The following is a 21,567-nucleotide window of genomic DNA, read 5'->3' on the forward strand; positions in this document are numbered from 1 at the left end:
GGGGGAGGCGCTGCCTCCCCCACACCCCCTCCGAGGTATTTCTGGACCGAAGAAGAGCAGACGGTTGAGCCCAGCCGTCAGCCGACGGCGGCGGTCACCCACTGTTCCCACAGGCCGGCCGCCTGAAAGAGCATGGCGATGGCGATCATCAGGATGCCGAGGCCCCGCTTGTCCTTCATCGCGAAGACGATGGGGTCGTGGTCCTGCTTGCCGTAGTAGCCGAGCCGCAGCATACGGACGAGCCACCAGGTGATCGGCACGAGCGTGGCCCAGACGAGCCATTGGGTCGGATAAAGCGCAATGGCCTGATCGGTGAAGCTGTAGAGAAAGAAGCTGATGAGCGCGCCGGCGACGCCGAGCACGGCCACGTTGAGCAGGTCCGGGCGGTCGGGTTTGCCATAGCCGCGCCCCGGCAAACGCTCGTCCCCCTCCGCCAACGTCACCTCGGTCAGCCGCTTCACGCAGCCAAGCGTGAGGAAAGCCGGGAAGATAAAGGCGAGGAGGTAGCCCGACACATCGACCCCCGACGCATATGCCCCCGCAACCACGCGCAGGGTGTAAAGCCCCGCGAGCACGCCGATGTCGATCCAGCGCAGCCGCTTGAGCTTCAACGAATAAGCGAGCGACAGGCACATGTAGCATACGATCACCGCAAGGAAGCCGGGCGAAAGAAGGGCGGCGATCAGTAAGGCCGCCAATCCGACCCCTGCCCCAGTAGCCATCCCGACCGAGATCGGCACGGCGCCCGATGCGAAGGGGCGGTGCTTTTTCTTGACGTGAAGCCGGTCGGCCTCGAGGTCGAGCAGGTCGTTGACGACATAGATCGCGCTTGCCCCGAAGGAGAACGCCAGCATCCCGAGCAGGACCAGCGCCAGCGTTTCCAGCCGGAAGTCATGCGCCGCCAGGACCGGCACGAAAAGGAGGACGTTCTTGACCCACTGATGCGGGCGCAGCGCCTTGAGCACGCCGCGCGGCGACCAGCCGCCTGCGAGCCGGGTGACGGGCTTGCCCGCCGCCTCCATCGCCCGCGCCGAGGCCGCCTCGCCCACGACCAGCGCGCCGTCTGCATGGGCCCAGACCTCGCGGTCCACGGTATCGTTGCCCGCATAATCGAACCCACCCTCGCCGAACGCCTCCACCAGAGCCGCCGCCTTACGCTTTCCTTTGAGGTTCTCCGTCGCGGTCGAGGCGAAAACGCGCGGCGACAGGTCATGGTCCGCCGCGAGCCGCTCCACCAGCGCGTGGTTGGACGCCGAGGCCAGCACGACTTCGCGCCCCGCCCCTTTCGCCCGCTCGACCTCGGCCATCACCGCCGGGTTCACCGGCATCAGGTCCGTGCGCACCTCGGTCAGCGCGACCAGTTCGGCCTTGAGCCGTGCGGGGTCAGTCAGATGAGCGAAACAGGCGCGGATCGTGGCAAGCGGCGCCTGCCCCAGCCCGGCCCAGAACGTCTCATACAGAAGATCGGTGCGCAGAAAGGTTCCATCCACGTCGAGGACGAGCGGTTTGGTGTCGGTCATTATCGTCAGATCCCGTTCACGGCAAAAACACAGCCGTCAGTCATCAATTCCGGCGGCGTGAGGCACAGCCCCCGCGCCACCTTCCACGCGGCAAGTACCTTCGGCACATAAGCGCGGGTTTCGGCATATGGCGGGACGCCCTGGTGTTCGGTGATGGAATTCTCGCCCGCATTGTACCCCGCGAGCGCGAGGATCGCGTCACGCTCGAACCGCTCCATGAGCCAGCCAAGATAGGCGACACCGCCCTTGATGTTCTGCGCCGGGTCGGTCGAGTCCGCGACACCGAAGCGTTCTGCGGTCGCCGGGATCAGCTGCATCAGCCCCTGCGCGCCCTTTTCGCTCTCCGCCGCCGGACGGCCGGAGCTTTCAACAGAAATGAGCGCGAGGACGAGCGCGGGGGACACATCCGTGCCAATCGTCGCGAGCAGGATGTCCGAGCCATAGGCCTTGGCGATGTCCTGAAGTCCCTGAAGACGTGGCCCCTCGATTTCCCGTGTCGTCTCCAGCAGGTCGAGCGCGCGGGCCACATTGGCCGGGCCGCTATCGGCCAGCGTCGGCGATACCTCGCCCCAGAACCAGTCGAAGGCGCCCTGCGACGGGGCTTCGGCCACTTCATCCTCTTCCTCAGCCGCGCGTTCCGCCGCCTCGGCCTCGAGCCGGGCGCGCGCGCGGGCCTGTTCGGCCGGGTCGATCTGTACCGTAATGCGACGGGACGTGCCGGCTGTCGGGGCCGGAACACGCTTGAAGGTGAAGTCGTCGGACTGCTGTGCCCATAGGCCACATGGCAGGGAGACGAGCCCCGCCGCACCGATCAAAGTGATCGCCCTGGTCCGCATTTTGCGTGAACCTGCACTGCCTCTTGTTTTCTTTTGATCGGATACTCGCAAATTCAGGGTTCAAGGGCCAGTTTTTCTTGGCCCGAACGGTACAAAGGCCGCCAGAAAACCATTCATTCCAAATTTTTTTGAGATTTTTTTCCTTTATCTTTCATAGTGTTAGGAAGTTTTTAACACTTTCGCACCCACCGCCAAAAAATGCACCATGTCCGCCCAATTCTAGCCCAAATGCGACAGGATATTCGCAACATGCCAAGCAGGGCACAGGATCGGTTCACAGGCGGTTCGAAGGTTTCTGCAAGGTGTGAGTGAAACTGAGCTGATAACTTTTCGGAGGGACAAAGATGAAACTGTTCAAGCTTGCTAATAAATTCCGCGCTGAAGAAGACGGTGCGGTCACTGTTGACTGGGTCGTTCTCACGGCCGCCATCGTGGGCCTCGGCATCGCGGTTCTGACGTCGGTTTCCGGCGGCACGACCTCGCTCGCTGACAAAGTGTCCTCGAGCCTCTCGGCCATGACCATCATGACGCACTAAGCGTCACAACGACTTACCTCAATCAGGAGATACCGCAATGAAACTCATCAACTTCTTCAACCGCTTCAAGAAAGACGAAGACGGCGCCGTCACCGTGGACTGGGTTGTCCTCACCGCCGCCATCGTTGGCCTCGGCATCGCCGTTCTCACCTCGGTCTCCGGCGGCACCACGTCGCTCGCCGACAAAGTCTCGTCGTCGCTGTCCGCGATGACCATCATGACGCACTAAGCGTCGCAACGAATTCGACTGGAGTAACAGACAATGAAACTCATCAACTTCTTCAACCGCTTCAAGAAAGACGAAGACGGCGCCGTCACCGTGGACTGGGTTGTCCTCACCGCCGCCATCGTGGGCCTCGGCATCGCCGTTCTGACCTCGGTCTCCGGCGGCACGACCTCCCTGGCCGACAAGGTCTCGTCCTCGCTCTCCGCGATGACCATCATGACGCACTAAGCGTCATCCGAAAGACCTCCGGAATGGGGCCGTGTCCGATGGACGCGGCCCTTTCCCAGTTCTCGGGGACGATCTGTTTGTCTCTGATTTGAACAAAATCGTCGCCAATTCACGGTTTGTCCAGATTTTTGCCGCATTCTGCTGGCAGCAGGGTAAGGGCAACCTGTCTGCCGGGCCGAACCCGGCGAGCAAGGGAAAGGATACGATATGCGAGCTGTCTTTGGACTCGTACTGGTGGTCGGGCTGGGCCTTGCGGGCTTCGCCGTCTACATGGCGAAAGACTACATCGGGGACTATCAGGCCGCGCTCGAACAGGAACGCGCCGCCCGCGCCCAGATGGTCGAAACGGCCGAGATCTTTGTCGTGAACGAAAGCCTGGGCTACGGCACGCGCATCACGGATGAAAACATCCGCCTCGTGCGTTTCCCCGTCGACGCGATCCCCGAGGGCGCGTTCAAGACGGCCGAGGAACTGTTTCCGCAGGGCGAGAAGCGCTATCGCACCGTCCTGCGCGCGATGGAAAAGGACGAAGCGCTGCTTGAGGTCAAGGTGACGGCGGCAGGCGCGGATGCGGGCGTGTCGGCCCGTCTCGGTGCCGGGATGCGCGCCTTCGCCATTCGCGTTGACGTGGCTTCCGGCGTGTCGGGCTTCCTGCGTCCGGGCGACAAGGTGGACATTTACTGGACCGGCCGCGGCTCGTCCGACAGCGTGACCTCGCAGGACGTCACCAAGCTGATCCAGACGAACATCCGTATCATCGCGATCGACCAGACGGCCGATCAGGACCGCACCGCCCCCACCGTGGCGCGCACCGTCACGGTCGAAGCGACGCCGGAACAGGTCGCCGCGCTCGCGCAGGCCCAGGCGACGGGGCGCATGTCGCTCTCCCTCGTCGGCGCGCAGGACGAAAGCGTGGCCGAAGCGGTCGAGATCGACCAGGACACGCTCCTTGGCATCGAGACCGCCGAGATCGAGGCTCCGGTCGAGGAAAAGGTCTGCACCATCCGCACCCGCAAGGGCGCCGAGACGGTCGAAGTGCCCGTCCCCTGCCCGACGAACTGATCGGCCGGACTGGGTGTGTGACATGGGGGCAATCCGCAATGTTGCGGGTTGTCCACAAGAATTGAGGGGGCCAAGTCCTTGATTCTTGCAAAAATATGAATTCTGGCGCATGGTGGCGCCATCATGGGTGAATTGATCCGGACCAACCGGGCGACATACCCACACAGGCGGACCCGGAAACCGGGCCTGAAAGACGAAGACCGGACGCCCTCGGGCACACCGGAACCGAGCAGAACGTGACGTGATCGGAGAGGCAGGATCACATGGGATTCAATCGATTCTTGAAGGCCGCCCTTGCGGGGCTGGCGCTGACGGTGGCAACCGTTCCGACTGCCGCCCAGGCCCAGACGCTACGGGTCATGGACGGAGGCGTTGCCGAAACGCTGAACGTGCCGATGAACCGCGCGGTGGTGGTGGAGAGCGACCAGCCCTTCGCCGAAATCTCGATCGCCAATCCGGGCATCGCCGATATTTCCACCCTGTCGGACCGCACGATCTATGTGCTTGGCAAGTCGCAGGGGCGCACGACGCTCACGCTGCTCGCCCCGGACGGCACGCTGATCTCGAACGTCGAGGTGCAGGTCACGCCTGACTTGTCGGAGTTCAAGGAACGGCTGCGCCAGATCCTGCCGGGCGAACCGATCGAGGTGCGCACCGCCAATGACGGCATCGTGCTGTCAGGCACCGTGACCTCCGCCGCGGCACTCGACCGCGCGCTTGACCTCGCCGAACGCTACGCGCCCGAGAAGGTGTCGAACCTGCTCTCGGTGGGCGGCACGCAGCAGGTGATGCTCACGGTGCGTTTCGCGGAGATGCAACGCTCCGTGACCAAGTCGCTGGCCTCCTCGCTCGGCATCAGCACGCCCTTCGGCTCCATCGGCACGGGTGTCCTGTCGGACGGCGACAACTTCGCCGCGGCTTTCGACAATGACGCCTCGACCACACCCGTCTCGGCCAACGACCGCTTCGGCAGCTTCGGCTTCGGCATCGGCACCCCGGCGGTGCAGTTCAACATCATGCTGGAAGCCCTTGAGAACAAAGGGATGGTCCGCACGCTGGCAGAGCCGAACCTGACCGCCCTCTCCGGTCAGCAGGCGAGCTTCCTCGCCGGCGGCGAATACCCGATCCCCTCCGTGCAGGAAAACGGCGCCATCGTCATCGACTACAAGCCCTTCGGTGTCGAGCTCACGTTCACGCCGCGGGTGGTCGATCAGGACATCATCAACCTCGAAATGACCGCGTCGGTGTCCGGCCTCGACAATTCCGTCTCCTACGGTGACGGCTCGATCAGCGTGAACGCCTTCAAACGGCGCGAAACCTCGACCGTGGTCGAGATGCGCGACGGACAGTCCTTTGCCATCGCGGGGCTCTTGCAGGACGACTTCCGCGACCTGAACGGTCAGGTTCCGTGGCTCGGCGACGTGCCGATCCTCGGCGCCCTCTTCCGCTCGGCCGATTACGAACGGTCGCAGTCCGAACTGGTCATCATCGTCTCCCCCCACCTCGTCTCCCCCACCCGGGGCGAGGCGCTGGCGCTCCCGACCGACCGGGTCCGGCCGCCATCGGAGGCCGACCTCTTCCTGCGTGGCAACACCGCCGCGCCGAACCGGCCCACCACGGGCGCTGCGGGCGAAGTGGCCCGGCAGGACTTCACCGGTTCCTATGGCTACGTGATGGAGGATTGAGCATGGCCATGAAACGTACCGCCCGGATTCTCGCGGCCACATCCGCCCTCGCACTTGCCGCTGGCTGCGCGACGGACCGGGAGTATTTCGGCGAAGCCGGCGCGATCCCGGACCGGGCCGAATTCGGCAGTTCGACCGAGAACAACTACCTCGTGCAGACCGGGCAGCGCAGCTACGTCATCGACCTGGCCGAACGCTTCAACAGGGAAGTGCCGGACACGGTCAACTTCGCCTTCAATTCGGCGGTGATCGACGGAAACGCGCGTCAGGTGCTCGCAAAACAGGCGGGCTTCATCAAGCAATTCCCGGAAGTGACTTTCCGCGTCTACGGCCACACCGACAAGGTCGGCTCCTCCACCTACAACCGCCAGCTCGGCCTGCGCCGGGCCCAGGCGGTGGTCAACTACTTCGCCAGCGTCGGCATCAGCCGCAGCCGGGTCGAGGCGGTCGTGACCTATGGCGAGACGCAGCCGCTTGTACCCACCGAGGATCGCGAACGCCGCAACCGGCGCACCGTGACCGAGGTGTCGGGCTTCGTGCAGGACGATCCATTGATTCTCAACGGAAAATACGCCGAAGTCATCTTCCGCGAGTACGTTGACTCGGCCACCTCGCTTCCGCCCGGACAGGACGGCGGCCTTCAGGACCTGCTCGCGGCCTCGACCGGCGGCGGCTGACCCCGAGCCAACCAAAAAAAACGCTTTCAAAGCAAAGAATTAAGGCGGCGAAACGATCCGAAACGGGTTGTTTCGCCGTTTTTGACTGGGAAACAGCGAGTACACGCTCCCGTCATCGTCCCAAAACACCGCATAATTTCGCGTATTCGGACAAAATGTCGCCCAACTTGGCTGTGAAATTTCGGACTTGCGAGCAGTCCGTGCGCCCGAGTCGTGCGGCCCTGCCCGGGTCGAGCGAGGCATAATGCAGGCCACCCGAGAATCGCAGGCGAAAGGAACGAGGTATGAGTGGAAGCACCGCAGTGCTGGATCAGGAGTTGGCGCCGATTGTCGCCTGCACGATCTCGCGTGACGTGCAGGCCTTCGACCTTCTGATCGAGGACATGGAGTCCGAATTGGGAGAGTCGTGGGGGGATCTGTCGATCGCCGACGCCATCGCGTTCTTTCAGCAACCGGATTCCGACTCGCTCGAATTCATCGCCATCGCGATGGACGACCAGGACGAAGCGAACCTCGCGCAGATCGCCGAGGTGATCCGTCAGGCCGCCGCGAAGAACATCAAGGCGATCGTCATCGCCGAAGAGGTGAGCCCCATCGCCTTGCACCAGTTGCTCAAGGTCGGTGCGGAAGAGTTCATCCCCTACCCCCTCCCCGACGGTGCGTTGCATGACGCCATCGAGCGTCTGCGTGCGCCCGAGCCTGAAGTCGTCCCTCAGGCCGCTGCGCCGAACGTGCCGCAACCGTCGGGGGTCGACCGCCAAGGTGTGCTGATCGCCGTCCACGGTCTGGCCGGCGGCACCGGTGCCACGACCGTCGCCGTGAACCTTGCCTGGGAACTGGCCACGATTACCAAGGAGGACGCCCCGCGCGTCTGCCTCATCGACCTCGACCTGCAATTCGGCAGCGTATCGACCTATCTGGACCTCCCCCGGCGCGAAGTGATTTACGAGATGCTCGCGGACATGGAGAGCGCCGACGACGAAAGCTTCATGGCGGCGCTCCTGACCTTCAACGAGCATCTGCACGTCTTCACGGCGCCCTCGGAAATGCTGCCCCTGGACCTGATTTCGCCCGCCGATGTCGCGGCGCTGATCAGCCGTGCGCGGGCCAATTTCGACTATGTCATCGTCGACATGCCCACCGCAGTGGTCCAGTGGACCGAAACCGTCCTTCAGGCCGCGCACGTCTATTTCGCGACCGTCGAGCTCGACATGCGCTCGGCCCAGAACACGCTGCGGATGATCCGCGCGCTCAAGTCCGAGGACCTCCCGGTCGAAAAGCTGCGCTACATCCTGAACCGCGCGCCCAAGTTCACCGACCTGAACGGCAAGAGCCGGGTAAAGCGCATGGCCGAAAGCCTCGACATCCAGATCGAGCTTTTGATGCCCGACGGCGGTAAGCCCATCATCCAGGCGGGCGACCACGGCGTCCCGCTGGCCGAGGCCGCGCTCAAGAACCCGCTGCGCAAGGAAATACAGAAGCTCGCAGAGCAACTTCATGCCCTCTCCGCCGACGAAGAAGAAGCGTCCGGCAAGAAGGGCAAGAAGAAGCGGGCCCGGAAGTAGGAGCCAACAGGTGTTTTCCAAGTATAAAAAGCCCGGCGGACCGGCAAAGCCCCAGGGCGGCGCCCCCAAGCTCGAGTCCATCGACGGCGGCGCCACCGCGCCCGCCGCCCCCAGGCCCGCCGCCGCGCCCGCTCCCAAATCACCCGCCCCCAAGCCCGCGCCGAAACCGGTGGTCGAGGACAAGGTCGCAGCCACCCCGACTCCCGTCGACAAGGAGCGCAAGCGGCGCGACAAGCTGATGGACATCAAGGTCGAGCTGCACAAGCAACTGCTCGACAACCTCAACCTCTCCGCGCTGGAAACCGCACCGGAGAAGGAGCTTCGCGCCGAGATTCAGGCGATCGCCTCCGAAGTCCTGTCGGACATGAACGTGGTGCTGAACCGCGAGGAACGGCAGACGCTCAACTCCGAGCTGTTCGACGAGGTGACGGGCCTTGGCCCGCTTGAGCCGCTCCTCAAGGACGACACGATCAACGATATTCTGGTGAATGGCCCGCAGCAGGTCTTTGTCGAACGCGCAGGCAAACTCAGCCTGACCGACGTGACCTTCAAGGACGAACGTCACCTGCTGCGCATCATCGACAAGATCGTCTCGGCCGTGGGCCGGCGCGTGGACGAATCCAACCCGTCCGTGGACGCCCGCCTCTCCGACGGCTCGCGTTTCAACGCGATGGTCCCGCCGATCGCGGTGGACGGCAGCCTCGTGTCCATTCGTAAGTTCAAGAAGGACAAGCTGGCCATCGACGACCTCGTGCAGTTCGGCGCCTTCTCGGAAGAGATGGCCGCCTACTTGCAAGCCGCGGTGGCCACCCGCCTGAACATCATCGTGTCGGGCGGTACCGGTTCCGGTAAAACGACGACGCTCAACGCCCTGTCCTCGTTCATCGACGACTCCGAACGCATCCTGACCATCGAGGATACGGCGGAACTTCAGCTTCAGCAGACCCATGTGGGCCGGATGGAAAGCCGCCCGGCCAACGTCGAAGGCAAGGGCGCGGTGAGCCAGCGCGACTGTCTCAAGAACGCCCTGCGGATGCGTCCCGACCGCATCATCGTGGGTGAGACGCGCGGCGAGGAAGTCATCGACATGCTTCAGGCCATGAACACCGGCCACGACGGCTCCATGACCACGATCCACGCCAACTCGGCCCGCGACGCGGTCTCGCGTCTTGAAAACATGGTCGCAATGGCCGGGATCGAGATGCCGATCAAGGCGATCCGCTCGCAGATTTCCTCGGCCGTGAACCTTTTCGTGCAAGCCAGCCGCCTTCAGGACGGCTCGCGCCGCATGACCTCGATCACCGAGATCACGGGCATGGAAGGCGACGTCATCTCGATGCAGGAGATCTTCCGTTACGAGCGCCTCGGGCTCACCCCCGAAGGCAAGATCATCGGCCGGTTCAACGCCACGGGCGTGCGGTCCCATTATTCCGAACGTTTCCGCCAGTGGGGCTACAACCTCCCGGCGTCGATCTTCGAACCTCTGGCAGCGGAGTAAACGCGATGCCGTTCTCGTCCGATATCATCATCTACGGCGTGATCTTCATCGCCGTGCTCCTGCTGGTCGAAGGCATCTACCTGACGGTCTTCGGCAAATCCATCAGCCTCAACAGCCGCGTCAACCGCCGCCTCGACATGCTGGAAAAGGGCGCGGGCCGCGAACAGGTTCTGGAACAGCTCCGCAAGGAAATGCACCAGCACATGAACGCGAAGGGGCTGCCGCTCTATTCGCTGCTGGCCGAAAAGGCACAAAAGGCCAACATCGCCTTCTCGCCGAAACAGCTCATGATGCTGATGGCCGGTGTCTGCGTCGTGGCCTACCTGGGCCTCACGATGGGCACGACGGCCGGGACCGGGGTGCGCGTCCTGCTCTCCATCGTCATGGGCGTGGGCGGTGTCTATGTCTGGATCAACGGCAAGGCGAAGAAACGCATGGCGCTGTTCGAGGAACAGCTTCCCGACGCCGTGGAACTCATGGTGCGCAGCCTTCGCGTCGGCCACCCCTTCACCTCCGCCATTCAGATCGTGGCCAAGGAAGTGCCCGATCCGCTGGGCTCCGAAATCGGCGTCATCGCGGATGAGAGCGCCTATGGCCGCGACATCGGCGACAGCCTCAAAGCAATGGCCGAACGCATGGACATGCAGGATCTCCGCTTCCTCGCGGTGGCCGTGACGATCCAGCAGACCTCGGGCGGCAACCTCGCCGAAATCCTCGACGGCCTCGCCAAGGTGATCCGCTCTCGCTTCAAGCTGTTCCGCCGGGTCAAGGCGATCACCGCCGAAGCCAAATGGTCGGGCACCTTCCTGTCGGGCTTTCCGATCGGCGCCGTGGTGATGATCAACGTCATCCAGCCCAACTATTACGACGACGTGAAGGAAACCGGGTTCTTCATTCCCGCCGCCCTCGTCTGTGTCGGCTTCCTCATCGCGAACTACTTCGTGATGAAGGCGCTTACCAACATCAAGGTGTAAGGACCGCGCTATGATCGACACGCTCACGACCCTGTTGACCGACCAGTTCGGTCCCTTCGGGCCCCTGATGGCGCTCGGCGGTCTCGGCGTCCTGCTCATCATCGGCGCGCTGCCGCTCTTGTTCAAACGCGACGAGGACCCGCTCGACCGGCTCAAGAAGAGCCAGGCCGAGCTGGAAGAAGAACATATGGCCCTGCGCCGGGTCGAAACCGGGATGGGCGACAAGCTCGAGAAATACAAATCCTTCCTGGAGCCGACGGACAGCGAGGAATACTCGCAAATCCAGCTCAAGCTGCTTCAGGCGGGCTATCCCGGCAAGAACGCTGTGCGCACCTATCACTTCGCGCAGTTCGCCCTCGGCCTGGGCCTTCTGTTCGCCGGCCTGATCTATTCCTTCCTCACCAACGACGGCGAAACCTCGACCCAGAAGATGGTCATGACCGTGCTGGTCCCGGCCGCCGTCGGCTACGTCGCGCCCCGCTATTGGGTCACGCGCCGGGTGGAGAGCCGCAAGGAAGAGATCACCAACGGCTTCCCCGACGCGCTCGACATGATGCTCGTCTGCGTCGAGGCCGGTCAGTCGCTCGATCAGTCGATCGTCCGCGTCGCCAAGGAAATCCGCCCGGGCTTCCCCAGCCTCGCCGACGAATTCGAGATCGTGAGCTGGGAAATCAAGGCCGGCAAGGACCGCATCCAGGTGCTGCGCGACATGGGCGAACGCTGTGGCGTGCCCGATGTGCAATCCTTTGTAACCGTGCTCATCCAGTCGACCTCTTTCGGTACCTCCATCGCCGAGGCACTGCGCGTCTATGCCGGTGAAATGCGCGACAAGCGCGTGATGCGGGCCGAGGAGAAGGCAAACACCTTGCCGACGAAGATGACCCTTGCCACAATGCTGCTCACGGTTCCGCCGCTGCTCATCATCCTGATCGGCCCGGCGGTCTACGAAGTGTACAAGACGCTGAAGAACATCAGCTTCTGAGGCGCGCGACCAAACGGCGCGCCCGGGCAGGACCAAGGGGCACGCCGAATGGCGCGGGCAAGCACATCCATCATCGCATTGCTGGCGGCGGGCACGATGCTCGCCGCTTGCGAGAACGCCGCAGGCCTCGGCAATCGCGGAAACAACGGCTACGCCCCCGACGCGCGCGTCGCGGGCGAGGACAGCGTCGACGGGCTGATCGTGGGCCACCGGCTCATGGAAGCGGGCGAATACGAGCTTGCCATGCGGGCCTACCTGCGCGCCGCAGCCGAAAACGGGATCTCCGTCGATACCCTCTCGGCGATGGGCTCGGCCAACCTGCGCCTCGGGCGGCTGGGACAGGCCGAACGTCTGCTCCGGCAGGCCGTCAAGGAAGACCCTTCCTTCGCCCCCGCCTGGAACAATCTGGGCGTCGTGCTCATGGAAACCGGGCAGGTCGGCGAAGCGGTGCGTGTCTTCAAGATCGCCTTCGGGGCGGACAGTGGCAAATCGGACTCCATCCGCGAAAACCTCAACCTCGCGCTCGCAAAACGCGAAAACCTCTCGTATGATGAACCGGAAGAGACTGCGGAATTCGCGCTGATGCGGCGCGGGCGGGGTGACTACCTACTGCTCGCAACGCAATAGACGCCGGAAAACGGCGCGACAGACAAAAGCGGAACCGCCGAGGAGAGCAGGAAAAGGATACAGGCCATGCGCCATCCCGTTGTCGTGTCCGCAGCCCTAGCGGGGCTCGTCATGCTTGCCGGCTGTGAAGGCCAGATGAGCGACGAGGAAGTCGAACGCGCCGTCGCCGGTGTGAACGTCATCGACGAAAGCAATCTCAACGATATCATGCTGACCGTGGGCGACCCGGACGAGGCGGTGACCTATTTCCGCCGCTCCGTCGCGCAATCCCCCGACCGTGTCGACCTCAAGCGCGGGCTCGCCCAGTCGCTGGTGCGCGCGCGCAAGGCCTCCGAGGCCGCCGCGGTCTGGAACACCGTCGCCAACAGCCCCGAAGGCACCGCCGAAGACCGCGTGTCGCTGGCCGATGCCTATATCCGCTCGGGTGACTGGGCCAAGGCCAAGACCGAACTCGACAAGGTGCCGCCGACGCATGAATCCTTCGAGCGCTACAAGCTCGAAGCAATGGTCGCCGACAGCGAGGAAGACTGGAAGCGCGCCGACAGTTTCTATGAGACCGCCGTGGGCCTGACCACCCAACCGGCCGGGACGCTCAACAACTGGGGTTATTCCAAACTCTCGCGCGGCGACTACGACGGGGCCGAGCAACTGTTCGGCGAGGCGCTGACCTACGACCCGTCCATGTTCACCGCCAAGAACAACCTCGTCATGGCGCGCGGCGCACAGGGCCGCTACGACATGCCCGTCGTGGATATGAGCCAGATCGAACGCGCACAGCTTCTGCACACTCTCGCCCTCGCCGCGATCAAGCAGGGCGACGTGACCATCGGCAAGACGCTCCTCCAGGAAGCGATCGACACGCACCCGCAACACTTCGAAGAGGCGGTCCGTGCGATGCGCGCGCTGGAATCGAACGTGACGAACGGATGACCAGCGTACAGGACGCGCTCTTCGGCCTCGCCTTCCTGCCCTTCGCCGCCGTGATCTCGGTCTGGGTGGCGGTCAGCGACATGAGCCGGATGAAAATCCCGAACAAGTCGGTGATGGCGCTGTTCGCCGTCTATGCCGTGGTGGGCATCGCGCTCGTCGCCACGTCGGTCATGCCGCTCACGGATTACCTGTGGCGCTACGCCCATCTCGGCGTTGTGCTCCTGATCGGCTTCGTGATGAACGCCGCCGGCCTTCTGGGCGCGGGCGACGCCAAGTTCGCGGCCGTCATGGCCCCCTTCGTGGCCCTGGGTGACCTGCCCGTCTTCGCCTACATCTTCGCCGCCGCCATCATCGGGGGCTTCGTGCTGCACCGGCTGGCCAAGCGCCTGTCCTTCGTGCGCAGCGCCACCCCCGGCTGGGAAAGCTGGGAGCGGGACGACTTTCCGATGGGCCTCTGCCTCGGCGCGGGCCTTGTCGCCTATCTCGTCTTCGTGGCGCTCACCGGCGTCTGACGCTGCCTATTCCACCGCGTAGAGGATGAACTGCTCCGTGCGCGCGACTTCGTCCAGCGCCGTGCCCGCCTCCTCCAACTCGCCCAGGATCTGGTGGCGCACCGTCAGCGAGAGCGGACACAGCGGCACCACAACATAGTCCGCATTCGCGAGCCCCGTCAGCCCGCCGTAGTACCACGGCGCGTTGTCCGGCAACGGCTCGAACGCACCGTAGAGCCAGAAACCGTTGAGGATGTCCGCGATGAACGCGGTCTTGCCCTCGGTCACACCCGTCTCCACCAGCCCGTCCGCGATCACCTGGAACCACGCCACCGTGCCGACCTCGACCGTGCAGATCGGCAGCGTCTCACCCCGCCAGTCGGTCACTTCGCCCTCGCGGAATTCTTCGTCCCAATAGGGCGCGTAGACCGTTCCCGGCCCGTCCAGCGCCACCTTGGCATCCACCCGATGCGCGCGGATCGTCGGCGTCACGATATCCTCATGCTGCCCCGAACCGGGGATGAGCGCGGTGTATTCCTCCGGGTCTTCCGTCAGGTGACGGAACGGCGAATAGGCGAGGTTCACGACCGACGGCGCGCCGAAGGCAAAGACGGCGACCGCCGTCACCCGCATCGCCTGCCCCATCTCCCAGCCCCAGCCGTTGCGCACCTCGTCCTCGGGGACGAGCGCGATCAGCATCAGGCCCAGAAGCGGCAACCACTGGGGATCGTTGCCGAAATTCTGGTAGGTGACATAGAAGAACGACGGCACGAGGATCAGCATCACCAGCCCCTCGAGCGTGCGCCCCGCCTGCCGCAGCCAGATCACCGAGAGGAGCAGCGCGAGGCTCCCGGCCATATACGCAGGTGCACCGACCACGTTGTTGAACGGCAGCCCCGGCTGCGGACGCACGTCCGAGGCCGCGACCGTGGCCAGATCACGCAGGTAGGCGAGCCAGAAGACCGGCGTCCCCGCCGCAACCGTGACGGCCGCCATGATGGCAAGCCCCGTCGCCAGCCCCACCCAGACACTTCGCCACGCCTTGCGCCCGATCAACGCGACCAGCACCGGCGGCAGAAAGGCGATGAGGTACGTCGCTTTGGTGAGCAGCAACACCGCCATCGCCGCCCCGATCACCACGCCGTCCCACGTCCGCGTCCCGCCCCGTGCGGGCAACACGGCGGTCGCGACCGCAAGGAACGCCGCAGCCCAGGCCCAGCGGTTGTAATGCATCGAGATCGACACGGCCTGCACCGTCTCGCCATGCACGAGGGCGAGGATGAGGATCAGGATGAGCGCCCCGAACACCGGCTGCGCCGCCCCCGTGAACCTCGTGCGCGCAACGTACCACGCTCCCGGCAACGCGATCAGGCCGACAAGGACTTGCGACAAAAGGATCGCGTGTCCCACACCCATCCCCAGTGACACGAGCCAGGCGATCGGGGCCATTGCCAGCACGCCGATGGGCGTGACGAAATCAAGATGCGGCCAGTCGCCCTCAGCCATCCTGAGGACCATCTGAAGCAGGTGGAGCGTGTCGCCCTCGTGCTTGCCAAGGAAAAAGCCGCCCTTGAGCACCGCTGCACCGCCGAGCGCCGCCCAGATCACAACCAGGATGCCCGCAAGCATCCGGCCATTTATCTTGCCCATTCTGCCCTCTTTTTGTCGATTTCTTAGGTTTTGTTGAAGGAACCTCCGGCACCTTGCCCGGGACTATACGGTGTTTTTCGTGCCGGAGGGAACAATGCAGGTCGAATCAGGCACAAAAATCAGGCAGCGAGCAACACGATGAACATGCAGACACCCGACATGGCGAGCGCAGGCGTTGAACCGCCCCCGCCGTGCCGCAACATGGAGGACACCGGGCTCTCTTCGGTCCTCATGCGCGACATCCTACTCAAGACCATGTTCCGCATGAGCGTCGAACATGTGACGAAGCTGGAGCGTATCCTGTGCCTGCCCACGCGGGTGACGCAGGAACTCGTCGACAGCGCCCGCGACGCGGGGCTGGTCGAGGCGACCGGCACCCTCCACGCGACCTCGGGCAACGAGATGGGCTATCGCCTGTCCGACGCCGGCAAGGCCCGCGCGCTCGATGCGCTGTCGCAATCGGAATATTACGGCGCGATGCCGGTGCCGATGGACAAGTATGCCGAACAGGTCAAACGCCAGTCGATCAAGAACATCCAGATTACGCGCGCGCAATTGACGGCGGCGATGGGCCACCTGATCCTGCCGGGCGAACTGCTCGACCACCTCGGCCCCGCGGTCGGCTCGGGCCGGTCGATCCTGATGTATGGCCCGCCGGGCAACGGGAAATCGTCGATCTCCAACGGCATCCGCGATGCGCTCGGCGACCGGATCTACGTCCCGCGCGCGATCCTCTATTCCGGGCAGGTCATCACCGTCTATGACCCCATCGTCCACACGGCGGCCGAGGAACAGCTGGACGACCCCAACTCCCTGCGCCGCACGTCGAACAAGTACGACCGGCGCTATGTCAAATGCCAGCGCCCCACGGTCATCACCGGCGGTGAACTGACGCTCGACATGCTCGACCTCGTCTACAACCCGACCGCGCGCACCTATACCGCGCCGCTTCAGCTCAAGTCCTCCGGCGGTGTCTTCATCGTCGACGACCTAGGGCGCCAGGCCGAACCGCCGCAGTCGCTCATCAACCGCTGGATCGTGCCGCTCGAGGAATCCAAGGACATCCTCGCCCTGCAATCGGGCGAGAAATTCGAGGTGCCGTTCGACACGCTCGTGATCTTCTCGACGAACTTCCACCCGAACGAGATCTTCGACAAGGCGGCGCTGCGCCGGATCTTCTTCAAGATCAAGATCGACGGGCCGAGCCAGGAGAACTTCCTCAAGATCTTCGCCCTGGTAGCCAAGAAAAAGGGGATCGCGCTGGACGAGGCGTCGCTCATCCACCTGCTCAAGAAGAAATACCCGACGATCGACAACATCTATGCGAACTATCAGCCGATCTTCCTAATCGACCAGATGATCGCGATCTGCGACTTCGAAGGCATCCCCTACCGGATGACCCCCGACCTTGTGGACCGGGCCTGGGCCAACATGTTCGTGAAGGACGAGGTCATCGTCCACTGATGCGAAAACGGCGCGCCCGACCGGGCGCGCCGCTCCGTCCACGCGGGGCCACGGTCGCACGCAACACCCTGCCCCTCAGGAACTTCCGATACTGTCCAAGCTGATTGGCGCGACGCGGGCCCGTCCGTCGCCGGTTTCCTGTTTTGTTCCGCGCGCTGCGGGCCTAATCTCACCCCATGAGCGCCCTGCCCCACATCATCGACGACTGGTTCTCCGCGAAAGGCTGGCGGCCGCATGAGCACCAGATGGAGATGCTCGGCCGCGCGGCGGACCCGGCGACACTGCTTGTCGCGCCCACCGGCGGGGGCAAGACACTTGCAGGATTCCTGCCTACTCTGGTCGAACTGACCGACAGACCGCGCAAAGGCTTGCACACTTTATACATTTCACCACTCAAGGCCCTCGCCGCCGACATGCGCCGCAACCTCACCGGCCCGATCGAGGAAATGGGCCTGCCGATCCGTGTCGAGGACCGCTCCGGAGACACCACCCAGACCCGCAAGAAGGCCCAGCGAGCCGACCCGCCGGAAATCCTGCTGACCACGCCCGAGAGCCTCGCCCTGCTTCTGAGCTACGAGGATGCGCCACGGATGTTCGCCGGGCTTGAACGTGTCGTGGTGGACGAGCTTCACGCGCTGGCGGAATCCAAACGCGGCGATCAGCTCATGCTCTGCCTCGCGCGGCTCGAGACGCTGCGACCCGGCCTCCGCCGCGTCGGCCTCTCCGCCACGGTCGAGGACCCTCCGGCCCTCTCCCGCTTCTTCATGGCGGGCGGCTGCCCGGTGTTGACCGCCGACCCCGGCCCTGACCCCGACATTTCCATGCTTGCCACCACCGCCCCGCCCCCGTGGTCGGGCGGCGGGGCGGCCTATGCGATCCCCGACGTGCTCGACGAAGTGCGCAAGCACAAGACGACGCTGATCTTCCACAACACCCGCGCGCAGGCCGAGATTTTCTTTCACAACCTCTGGCTCGCGAACGACGAAGGACTACCCATCGGTATCCACCACGGCTCCCTCGCGCGCGAACAGCGGCAGAAGGTCGAGGCGGCGATGGTCGCGGGCGACCTGCGCGCCATCGTCTGCACCGGCACGCTCGACCTCGGCCTCGACTGGGGTGACGTGGACCTTGTGGTGCAGGTCGGCGCGCCCAAAAACGTCAAGCGTCTCGTCCAGCGGATCGGCCGCGCCAACCACCGCTATAACGCCCCGTCCAAGGCGCTGCTCGTCCCCGCCAACCGCTGGGAAGTGATCGAATGCCGCGCCGCGCTCGAGGCGGTGATCGCCCGCGATCTTGACGGCGACCCGCGCGGCCCCGGCCCCCGCGACGTGCTGTGCCAGCACATCCTGATCGTCGCCTGCTCCGGCCCTTTCGATGCCGATGACCTGTACACCGAAGTCACCCGCGCCGGCGGCTACGCGACCCTCATCCGCACACAGTTCGACGAGGCGCTCGATTTCGTGGCGACCGGCGGCTACGCCCTGCGCGCCTACGACCGCTGGCAACGGCTCAAACAACGCCCCGACGGGCTGTGGCAGTTGCGCGACCCCCGCGCCACGCAGCTCATCCGTATGAACATCGGCACCATTCAGGACACCGACACGCTCAAGGTCCGGATGCGCCAGAACCGCAAGTTCCTGGGTGAGGTCGAAGAGGGCTTCGCCGCCTCACTCATCCCCGGCGACACCTTCCTTATGGGCGGCCGGATCGTGCGCTTCGAAAGCCTCAAGGAGATGCATGTCGACGTCTCGAACGACCGGGGACGCAAGCCCAAGATCGCGGTCTTCGCCGGCTCCAAATTCGCCACCTCCACGCAGCTTTCGGCCCGCATCCTCGACCTGATCCACCGCCGCGACCTCTCGGCGCTGCCCGGCCACACGCAGGACTGGATCGCGCTGCAACGCGCGGTGAGCCACCTGCCGGAGGCCGACCGAATCCTCGTCGAAAGCTTCCCCCACGATGGCCGCGCGCAGACGGTGATCTACGGCTTCGCCGGACGCGGCGCGATGCAGACGCTGGGTCTCCTCCTCACCCGACGGATGGAGGACGCAGGCCTCGGCCCGCTGGGCTTCGTCGCCACCGATTACGCCACGCTCATCTGGGGCCTGCACCCGGTCGAAGACCCTGAATTCCTGTTCTCCCGCGACGGGCTGGTCGCAGGGCTCGAGGGGTGGCTGTCCCAGAACGCCCTGATGAAACGCAGCTTCAAGGCGGTCGCGAACATCGCGGGCCTCACCCCTCACAACTTCCCCGGCAAACGCGCCTCCGGGCGGCAGGCGACATTCTCCTCCGACATCCTCTATGACACGCTCAAACGCTACGACCCCGACCACCTCCTCCTCGACATCACGCGGGAGGAGGCGATGCGCGGCCTCATCGATTTCGGCCGGATCGAAGAGATGCTGGAGCGCACGCAGGGTCGCGTCGATCACGTCGTTCTGGACCGGGTGACGCCCTTCGCCGCGCCGCTCTTTCTCGAAGTCGGCAAGGTGCCCGTCGAAGGCGCCGGGCGCGAGGCGCTGATGGAGGCGGAAGCCTCACGCCTAATGCAGGAGGCCGGGCTGGAGTGACGCCCGCGCCACCACCCGCCCCTTGCAAATCGCGGCGCGGACGGGCAGAGAACGGAACATGAACGACCACGCCTTTACCTTCCGCGGCGCCCCGCTCGTCTTCCGCGCATCCGGCGCGCTTTTCTGGCCGGATGAGGGGCTCCTGTGCATCTCCGACCTCCACCTCGGACGCTCCGAGCGCTACGCCCGCCGCGCCGGTGCCCTCCTGCCCCCCTACGAGGCGCAGGATACGCTCACCCGGCTGGAGGCGGACATCGAGGCGACCGGGGCCACGACCGTCATCTGCCTCGGCGACAGTTTCGACGATGACGCGGCCGCGCACGGTCTGGACGACACGATCGCCATATGGCTCACCCGGCTGATGGCCGGTCGGCGTTGGATCTGGATTGAGGGCAACCATGACCCCGGCCCCGTCGAACTGGGCGGCGACCACCGCGCGGCGGTGACCCACGGCCCCCTCACCTTCCGCCACATCGCGACACCGGGCGCCGAGGGCGAGGTGTCGGGCCACTACCACCCCAAGGCCCGAGTCGGCGGGCGCGCGCGGCCCTGCCTGCTGCGCGACGCGGCGCGGCTGATCCTGCCCGCTTACGGCACCTATACCGGCGGCCTGCGCACCCACGATCCGGCGCTCGCGGGGCTCATGCAAGCCGATGCCGTCGCCGTTCTCACCGGCCCGCGCACTATCGCGATCCCCATGCCCCGCTGATCCGCCGTCGCGTCACGCTTGCCCCGCACCCCGCCCGCCGACAGGATGACCGCGACGGGAGGCAAGATGACCACATTCACACCGAAAGACCCGGCGTTCGAGGCACGGGTGCGGGCCAGTTTCGCCCGGCAGCCCATGATGGAGACACTGGGCGCCACCCTCACCTCGGTCGCGCCCGGCGTGGTCGATGTCACCTCGACCATCCCCCCCGGCACGCTCCAGCAGCAGGGCCAGACCCACGCGGGCCTCGCCTTTTCCATCGGGGACACGGCGGCGGGCTATGCCGCCTCTACGCTCCTGCCGCCGAACAACGAGGTTGTCACCTCGGAAATGAAGATCCACCTCCTCGCCCCCGGCCGCGGCGACCGGCTCGTCGCGACCGGCCGCGTGATCCGCCCCGGCCGCCGCCTGACGATCGTCGAGGCCGACGTCTGGGCCGAAACCGGCACCACCCGCACCCTCATCGCGAAACTCATGGGCACGATGGTGCCCGTCCCGCTCACGGAGACACCCACATGACCGACCGCGTGACCATCGAGATCGAGGACCACGTCGCCCTCGTCACCATGAACCGGCACGACAAGATGAACGCGCTGGACCCCGAACAGATCGACGCGATCATCGCCGCCGGTCAGGAGGTGTCGCAGACCAAAGGCGTGCGCGCCGTCGTGCTGACCGGCGGGCCCAAGGCGTTCTGCGCCGGGCTCGACATGGCCTCGATGGCCAATATCGCCAAGGATGCGCAGGGCGACGGGCTGATGGCGCGCAGCCACGGCATCGCCAACAAGTTTCAGGCGACCGCGATGGTCTGGGCCGAATGCCCCGTCCCGGTGATCGCCGCGATCAACGGTCACACGCTGGGCGGCGGGTTCCAGATCGCGCTGGGCCCGGACATCCGCATCGCGGCCCCCGATGCGCATTTCTCGATCATGGAACTCAAATGGGGCATCGTGCCCGACATGGGCGGCATGCACCTCGCCCGCCGCCTCATGCGCGGCGACGTGCTGCGCCGCCTGACCTACACGGCCGAAACCTTCGGCGCCGAACAAGCGCTCGACTGGGGCGTGGTCACGGAAATCGCCGAAGACCCCCTCGCCCGCGCACTGGAACTCGCCAAGACCATCGCGGGAAAATCCCCGGACGCGATCCGCGCAGCCAAGCGCCTGATATCGGAAACGGAACAGACCTCGGCCAGCGACACGCTGCTCGCCGAAAGCCGAGTCCAGCAGGACCTCATCGGCACCTCGAACCAGATGGAGGCGGTCATGGCAGGCCTGCAGAAACGCGCCCCGGATTTCGAGGATTGACATCGCCCCTTCTCTGTTTCCCGAAACCTT

At 64.9% G+C, this 21,567-nt stretch carries 21 protein-coding genes; 18 read left to right on the plus strand and 3 right to left on the minus strand.

Features of this window, described 5'->3' with window-relative positions:
• Positions 1-77 precede the first annotated feature (77 nt).
• A complete protein-coding gene (locus tag B2585_RS08355; protein WP_292021894.1) occupies positions 78-1,520 on the minus strand; it encodes a UbiA family prenyltransferase in 1,443 nt (480 codons plus the stop codon).
• Positions 1,521-1,525: 5 nt separating this feature from the next.
• On the minus strand, positions 1,526-2,356 hold the full coding sequence (locus B2585_RS08360; RefSeq protein ID WP_292021896.1) for a lytic transglycosylase domain-containing protein: 831 nt from the start codon (positions 2,354-2,356) through the stop codon (positions 1,526-1,528).
• 344 nt (positions 2,357-2,700) lie between these two features.
• On the opposite strand from B2585_RS08360, the gene B2585_RS08365 reads away from it, so the two are divergent.
• The 13 genes from B2585_RS08365 to B2585_RS08425 all read left to right on the plus strand — a co-directional run bounded on the left by B2585_RS08365 (position 2,701) and on the right by B2585_RS08425 (position 13,858).
• Positions 2,701-2,892 (plus strand): hypothetical protein, encoded by a 192-nt coding sequence (locus tag B2585_RS08365; protein ID WP_292021898.1) that lies wholly within the window; start codon positions 2,701-2,703, stop codon positions 2,890-2,892.
• A gap of 37 nt (positions 2,893-2,929) precedes the next feature.
• Positions 2,930-3,121: a Flp family type IVb pilin gene (locus B2585_RS08370; RefSeq protein ID WP_008335329.1), complete on the plus strand. Its 192-nt coding sequence runs from the start codon at positions 2,930-2,932 to the stop codon at positions 3,119-3,121.
• A 33-nt stretch (positions 3,122-3,154) separates the two neighbouring features.
• Positions 3,155-3,346: a Flp family type IVb pilin gene (locus B2585_RS08375; protein WP_008335329.1), complete on the plus strand. Its 192-nt coding sequence runs from the start codon at positions 3,155-3,157 to the stop codon at positions 3,344-3,346.
• Positions 3,347-3,553: 207 nt separating this feature from the next.
• On the plus strand, positions 3,554-4,408 hold the full coding sequence (gene cpaB, locus B2585_RS08380) for a Flp pilus assembly protein CpaB (RefSeq protein ID WP_292021906.1): 855 nt from the start codon (positions 3,554-3,556) through the stop codon (positions 4,406-4,408).
• A 263-nt stretch (positions 4,409-4,671) separates the two neighbouring features.
• On the plus strand, positions 4,672-6,093 hold the full coding sequence (locus tag B2585_RS08385) for a type II and III secretion system protein family protein (RefSeq protein ID WP_292021908.1): 1,422 nt from the start codon (positions 4,672-4,674) through the stop codon (positions 6,091-6,093).
• Between the two features lie 8 nt (positions 6,094-6,101).
• Positions 6,102-6,770, plus strand: a complete 669-nt coding sequence (locus B2585_RS08390) for an OmpA family protein (RefSeq protein WP_414674045.1) — start codon at positions 6,102-6,104, stop codon at positions 6,768-6,770.
• A 284-nt stretch (positions 6,771-7,054) separates the two neighbouring features.
• Complete coding sequence (locus B2585_RS08395) at positions 7,055-8,335, plus strand: AAA family ATPase (protein WP_292021912.1); 1,281 nt, start codon at positions 7,055-7,057, stop codon at positions 8,333-8,335.
• 10 nt (positions 8,336-8,345) lie between these two features.
• Entirely contained in the window at positions 8,346-9,833 is a 1,488-nt protein-coding gene (locus B2585_RS08400) for a CpaF family protein (protein ID WP_292021915.1), read from the plus strand.
• Positions 9,834-9,838: 5 nt separating this feature from the next.
• A complete protein-coding gene (locus B2585_RS08405; RefSeq protein ID WP_292021917.1) occupies positions 9,839-10,807 on the plus strand; it encodes a type II secretion system F family protein in 969 nt (322 codons plus the stop codon).
• 10 nt (positions 10,808-10,817) lie between these two features.
• On the plus strand, positions 10,818-11,789 hold the full coding sequence (locus B2585_RS08410) for a type II secretion system F family protein (RefSeq protein WP_292021919.1): 972 nt from the start codon (positions 10,818-10,820) through the stop codon (positions 11,787-11,789).
• Positions 11,790-11,837: 48 nt separating this feature from the next.
• Complete coding sequence (locus B2585_RS08415; RefSeq protein ID WP_292021921.1) at positions 11,838-12,416, plus strand: tetratricopeptide repeat protein; 579 nt, start codon at positions 11,838-11,840, stop codon at positions 12,414-12,416.
• Between the two features lie 66 nt (positions 12,417-12,482).
• Positions 12,483-13,346 carry a tetratricopeptide repeat protein gene (locus B2585_RS08420; protein WP_292021923.1) on the plus strand — a complete coding sequence of 288 codons (864 nt, stop codon included), beginning with the start codon at positions 12,483-12,485 and terminating at the stop codon, positions 13,344-13,346.
• Positions 13,343-13,858, plus strand: a complete 516-nt coding sequence (locus tag B2585_RS08425; RefSeq protein ID WP_292021925.1) for a prepilin peptidase — start codon at positions 13,343-13,345, stop codon at positions 13,856-13,858. Before B2585_RS08420 ends, B2585_RS08425 begins: the two co-directional genes overlap by 4 nt.
• A 6-nt stretch (positions 13,859-13,864) precedes the next feature.
• Here B2585_RS08425 and B2585_RS08430 read toward each other — a convergent pair whose 3' ends face one another.
• Positions 13,865-15,487, minus strand: coding sequence for a hypothetical protein (locus B2585_RS08430; RefSeq protein WP_292021927.1), 1,623 nt, complete (start codon positions 15,485-15,487; stop codon positions 13,865-13,867).
• 138 nt (positions 15,488-15,625) lie between these two features.
• On the opposite strand from B2585_RS08430, the gene B2585_RS08435 reads away from it, so the two are divergent.
• The 5 genes from B2585_RS08435 to B2585_RS08455 all read left to right on the plus strand — a co-directional run bounded on the left by B2585_RS08435 (position 15,626) and on the right by B2585_RS08455 (position 21,537).
• Entirely contained in the window at positions 15,626-16,951 is a 1,326-nt protein-coding gene (locus B2585_RS08435; RefSeq protein ID WP_292021929.1) for an ATPase, read from the plus strand.
• 176 nt (positions 16,952-17,127) lie between these two features.
• A complete protein-coding gene (locus B2585_RS08440) occupies positions 17,128-19,521 on the plus strand; it encodes a ligase-associated DNA damage response DEXH box helicase (protein WP_292021931.1) in 2,394 nt (797 codons plus the stop codon).
• Between the two features lie 58 nt (positions 19,522-19,579).
• Entirely contained in the window at positions 19,580-20,230 is a 651-nt protein-coding gene (gene pdeM / locus B2585_RS08445; RefSeq protein WP_292021932.1) for a ligase-associated DNA damage response endonuclease PdeM, read from the plus strand.
• Positions 20,231-20,296: 66 nt separating this feature from the next.
• Positions 20,297-20,749 carry a PaaI family thioesterase gene (locus B2585_RS08450; RefSeq protein ID WP_292021934.1) on the plus strand — a complete coding sequence of 151 codons (453 nt, stop codon included), beginning with the start codon at positions 20,297-20,299 and terminating at the stop codon, positions 20,747-20,749.
• The gene (locus tag B2585_RS08455; protein WP_292021936.1) at positions 20,746-21,537 is read left to right on the plus strand and encodes a crotonase/enoyl-CoA hydratase family protein; all 792 of its coding nucleotides are present in this window, start codon (positions 20,746-20,748) and stop codon (positions 21,535-21,537) included. The genes B2585_RS08450 and B2585_RS08455 overlap by 4 nt, the downstream gene beginning before the upstream one ends.
• Positions 21,538-21,567 lie beyond the last annotated feature (30 nt).

The organism is Maritimibacter sp. UBA3975 (genome assembly GCF_002384975.1).
Taxonomy (GTDB): domain Bacteria; phylum Pseudomonadota; class Alphaproteobacteria; order Rhodobacterales; family Rhodobacteraceae; genus Maritimibacter.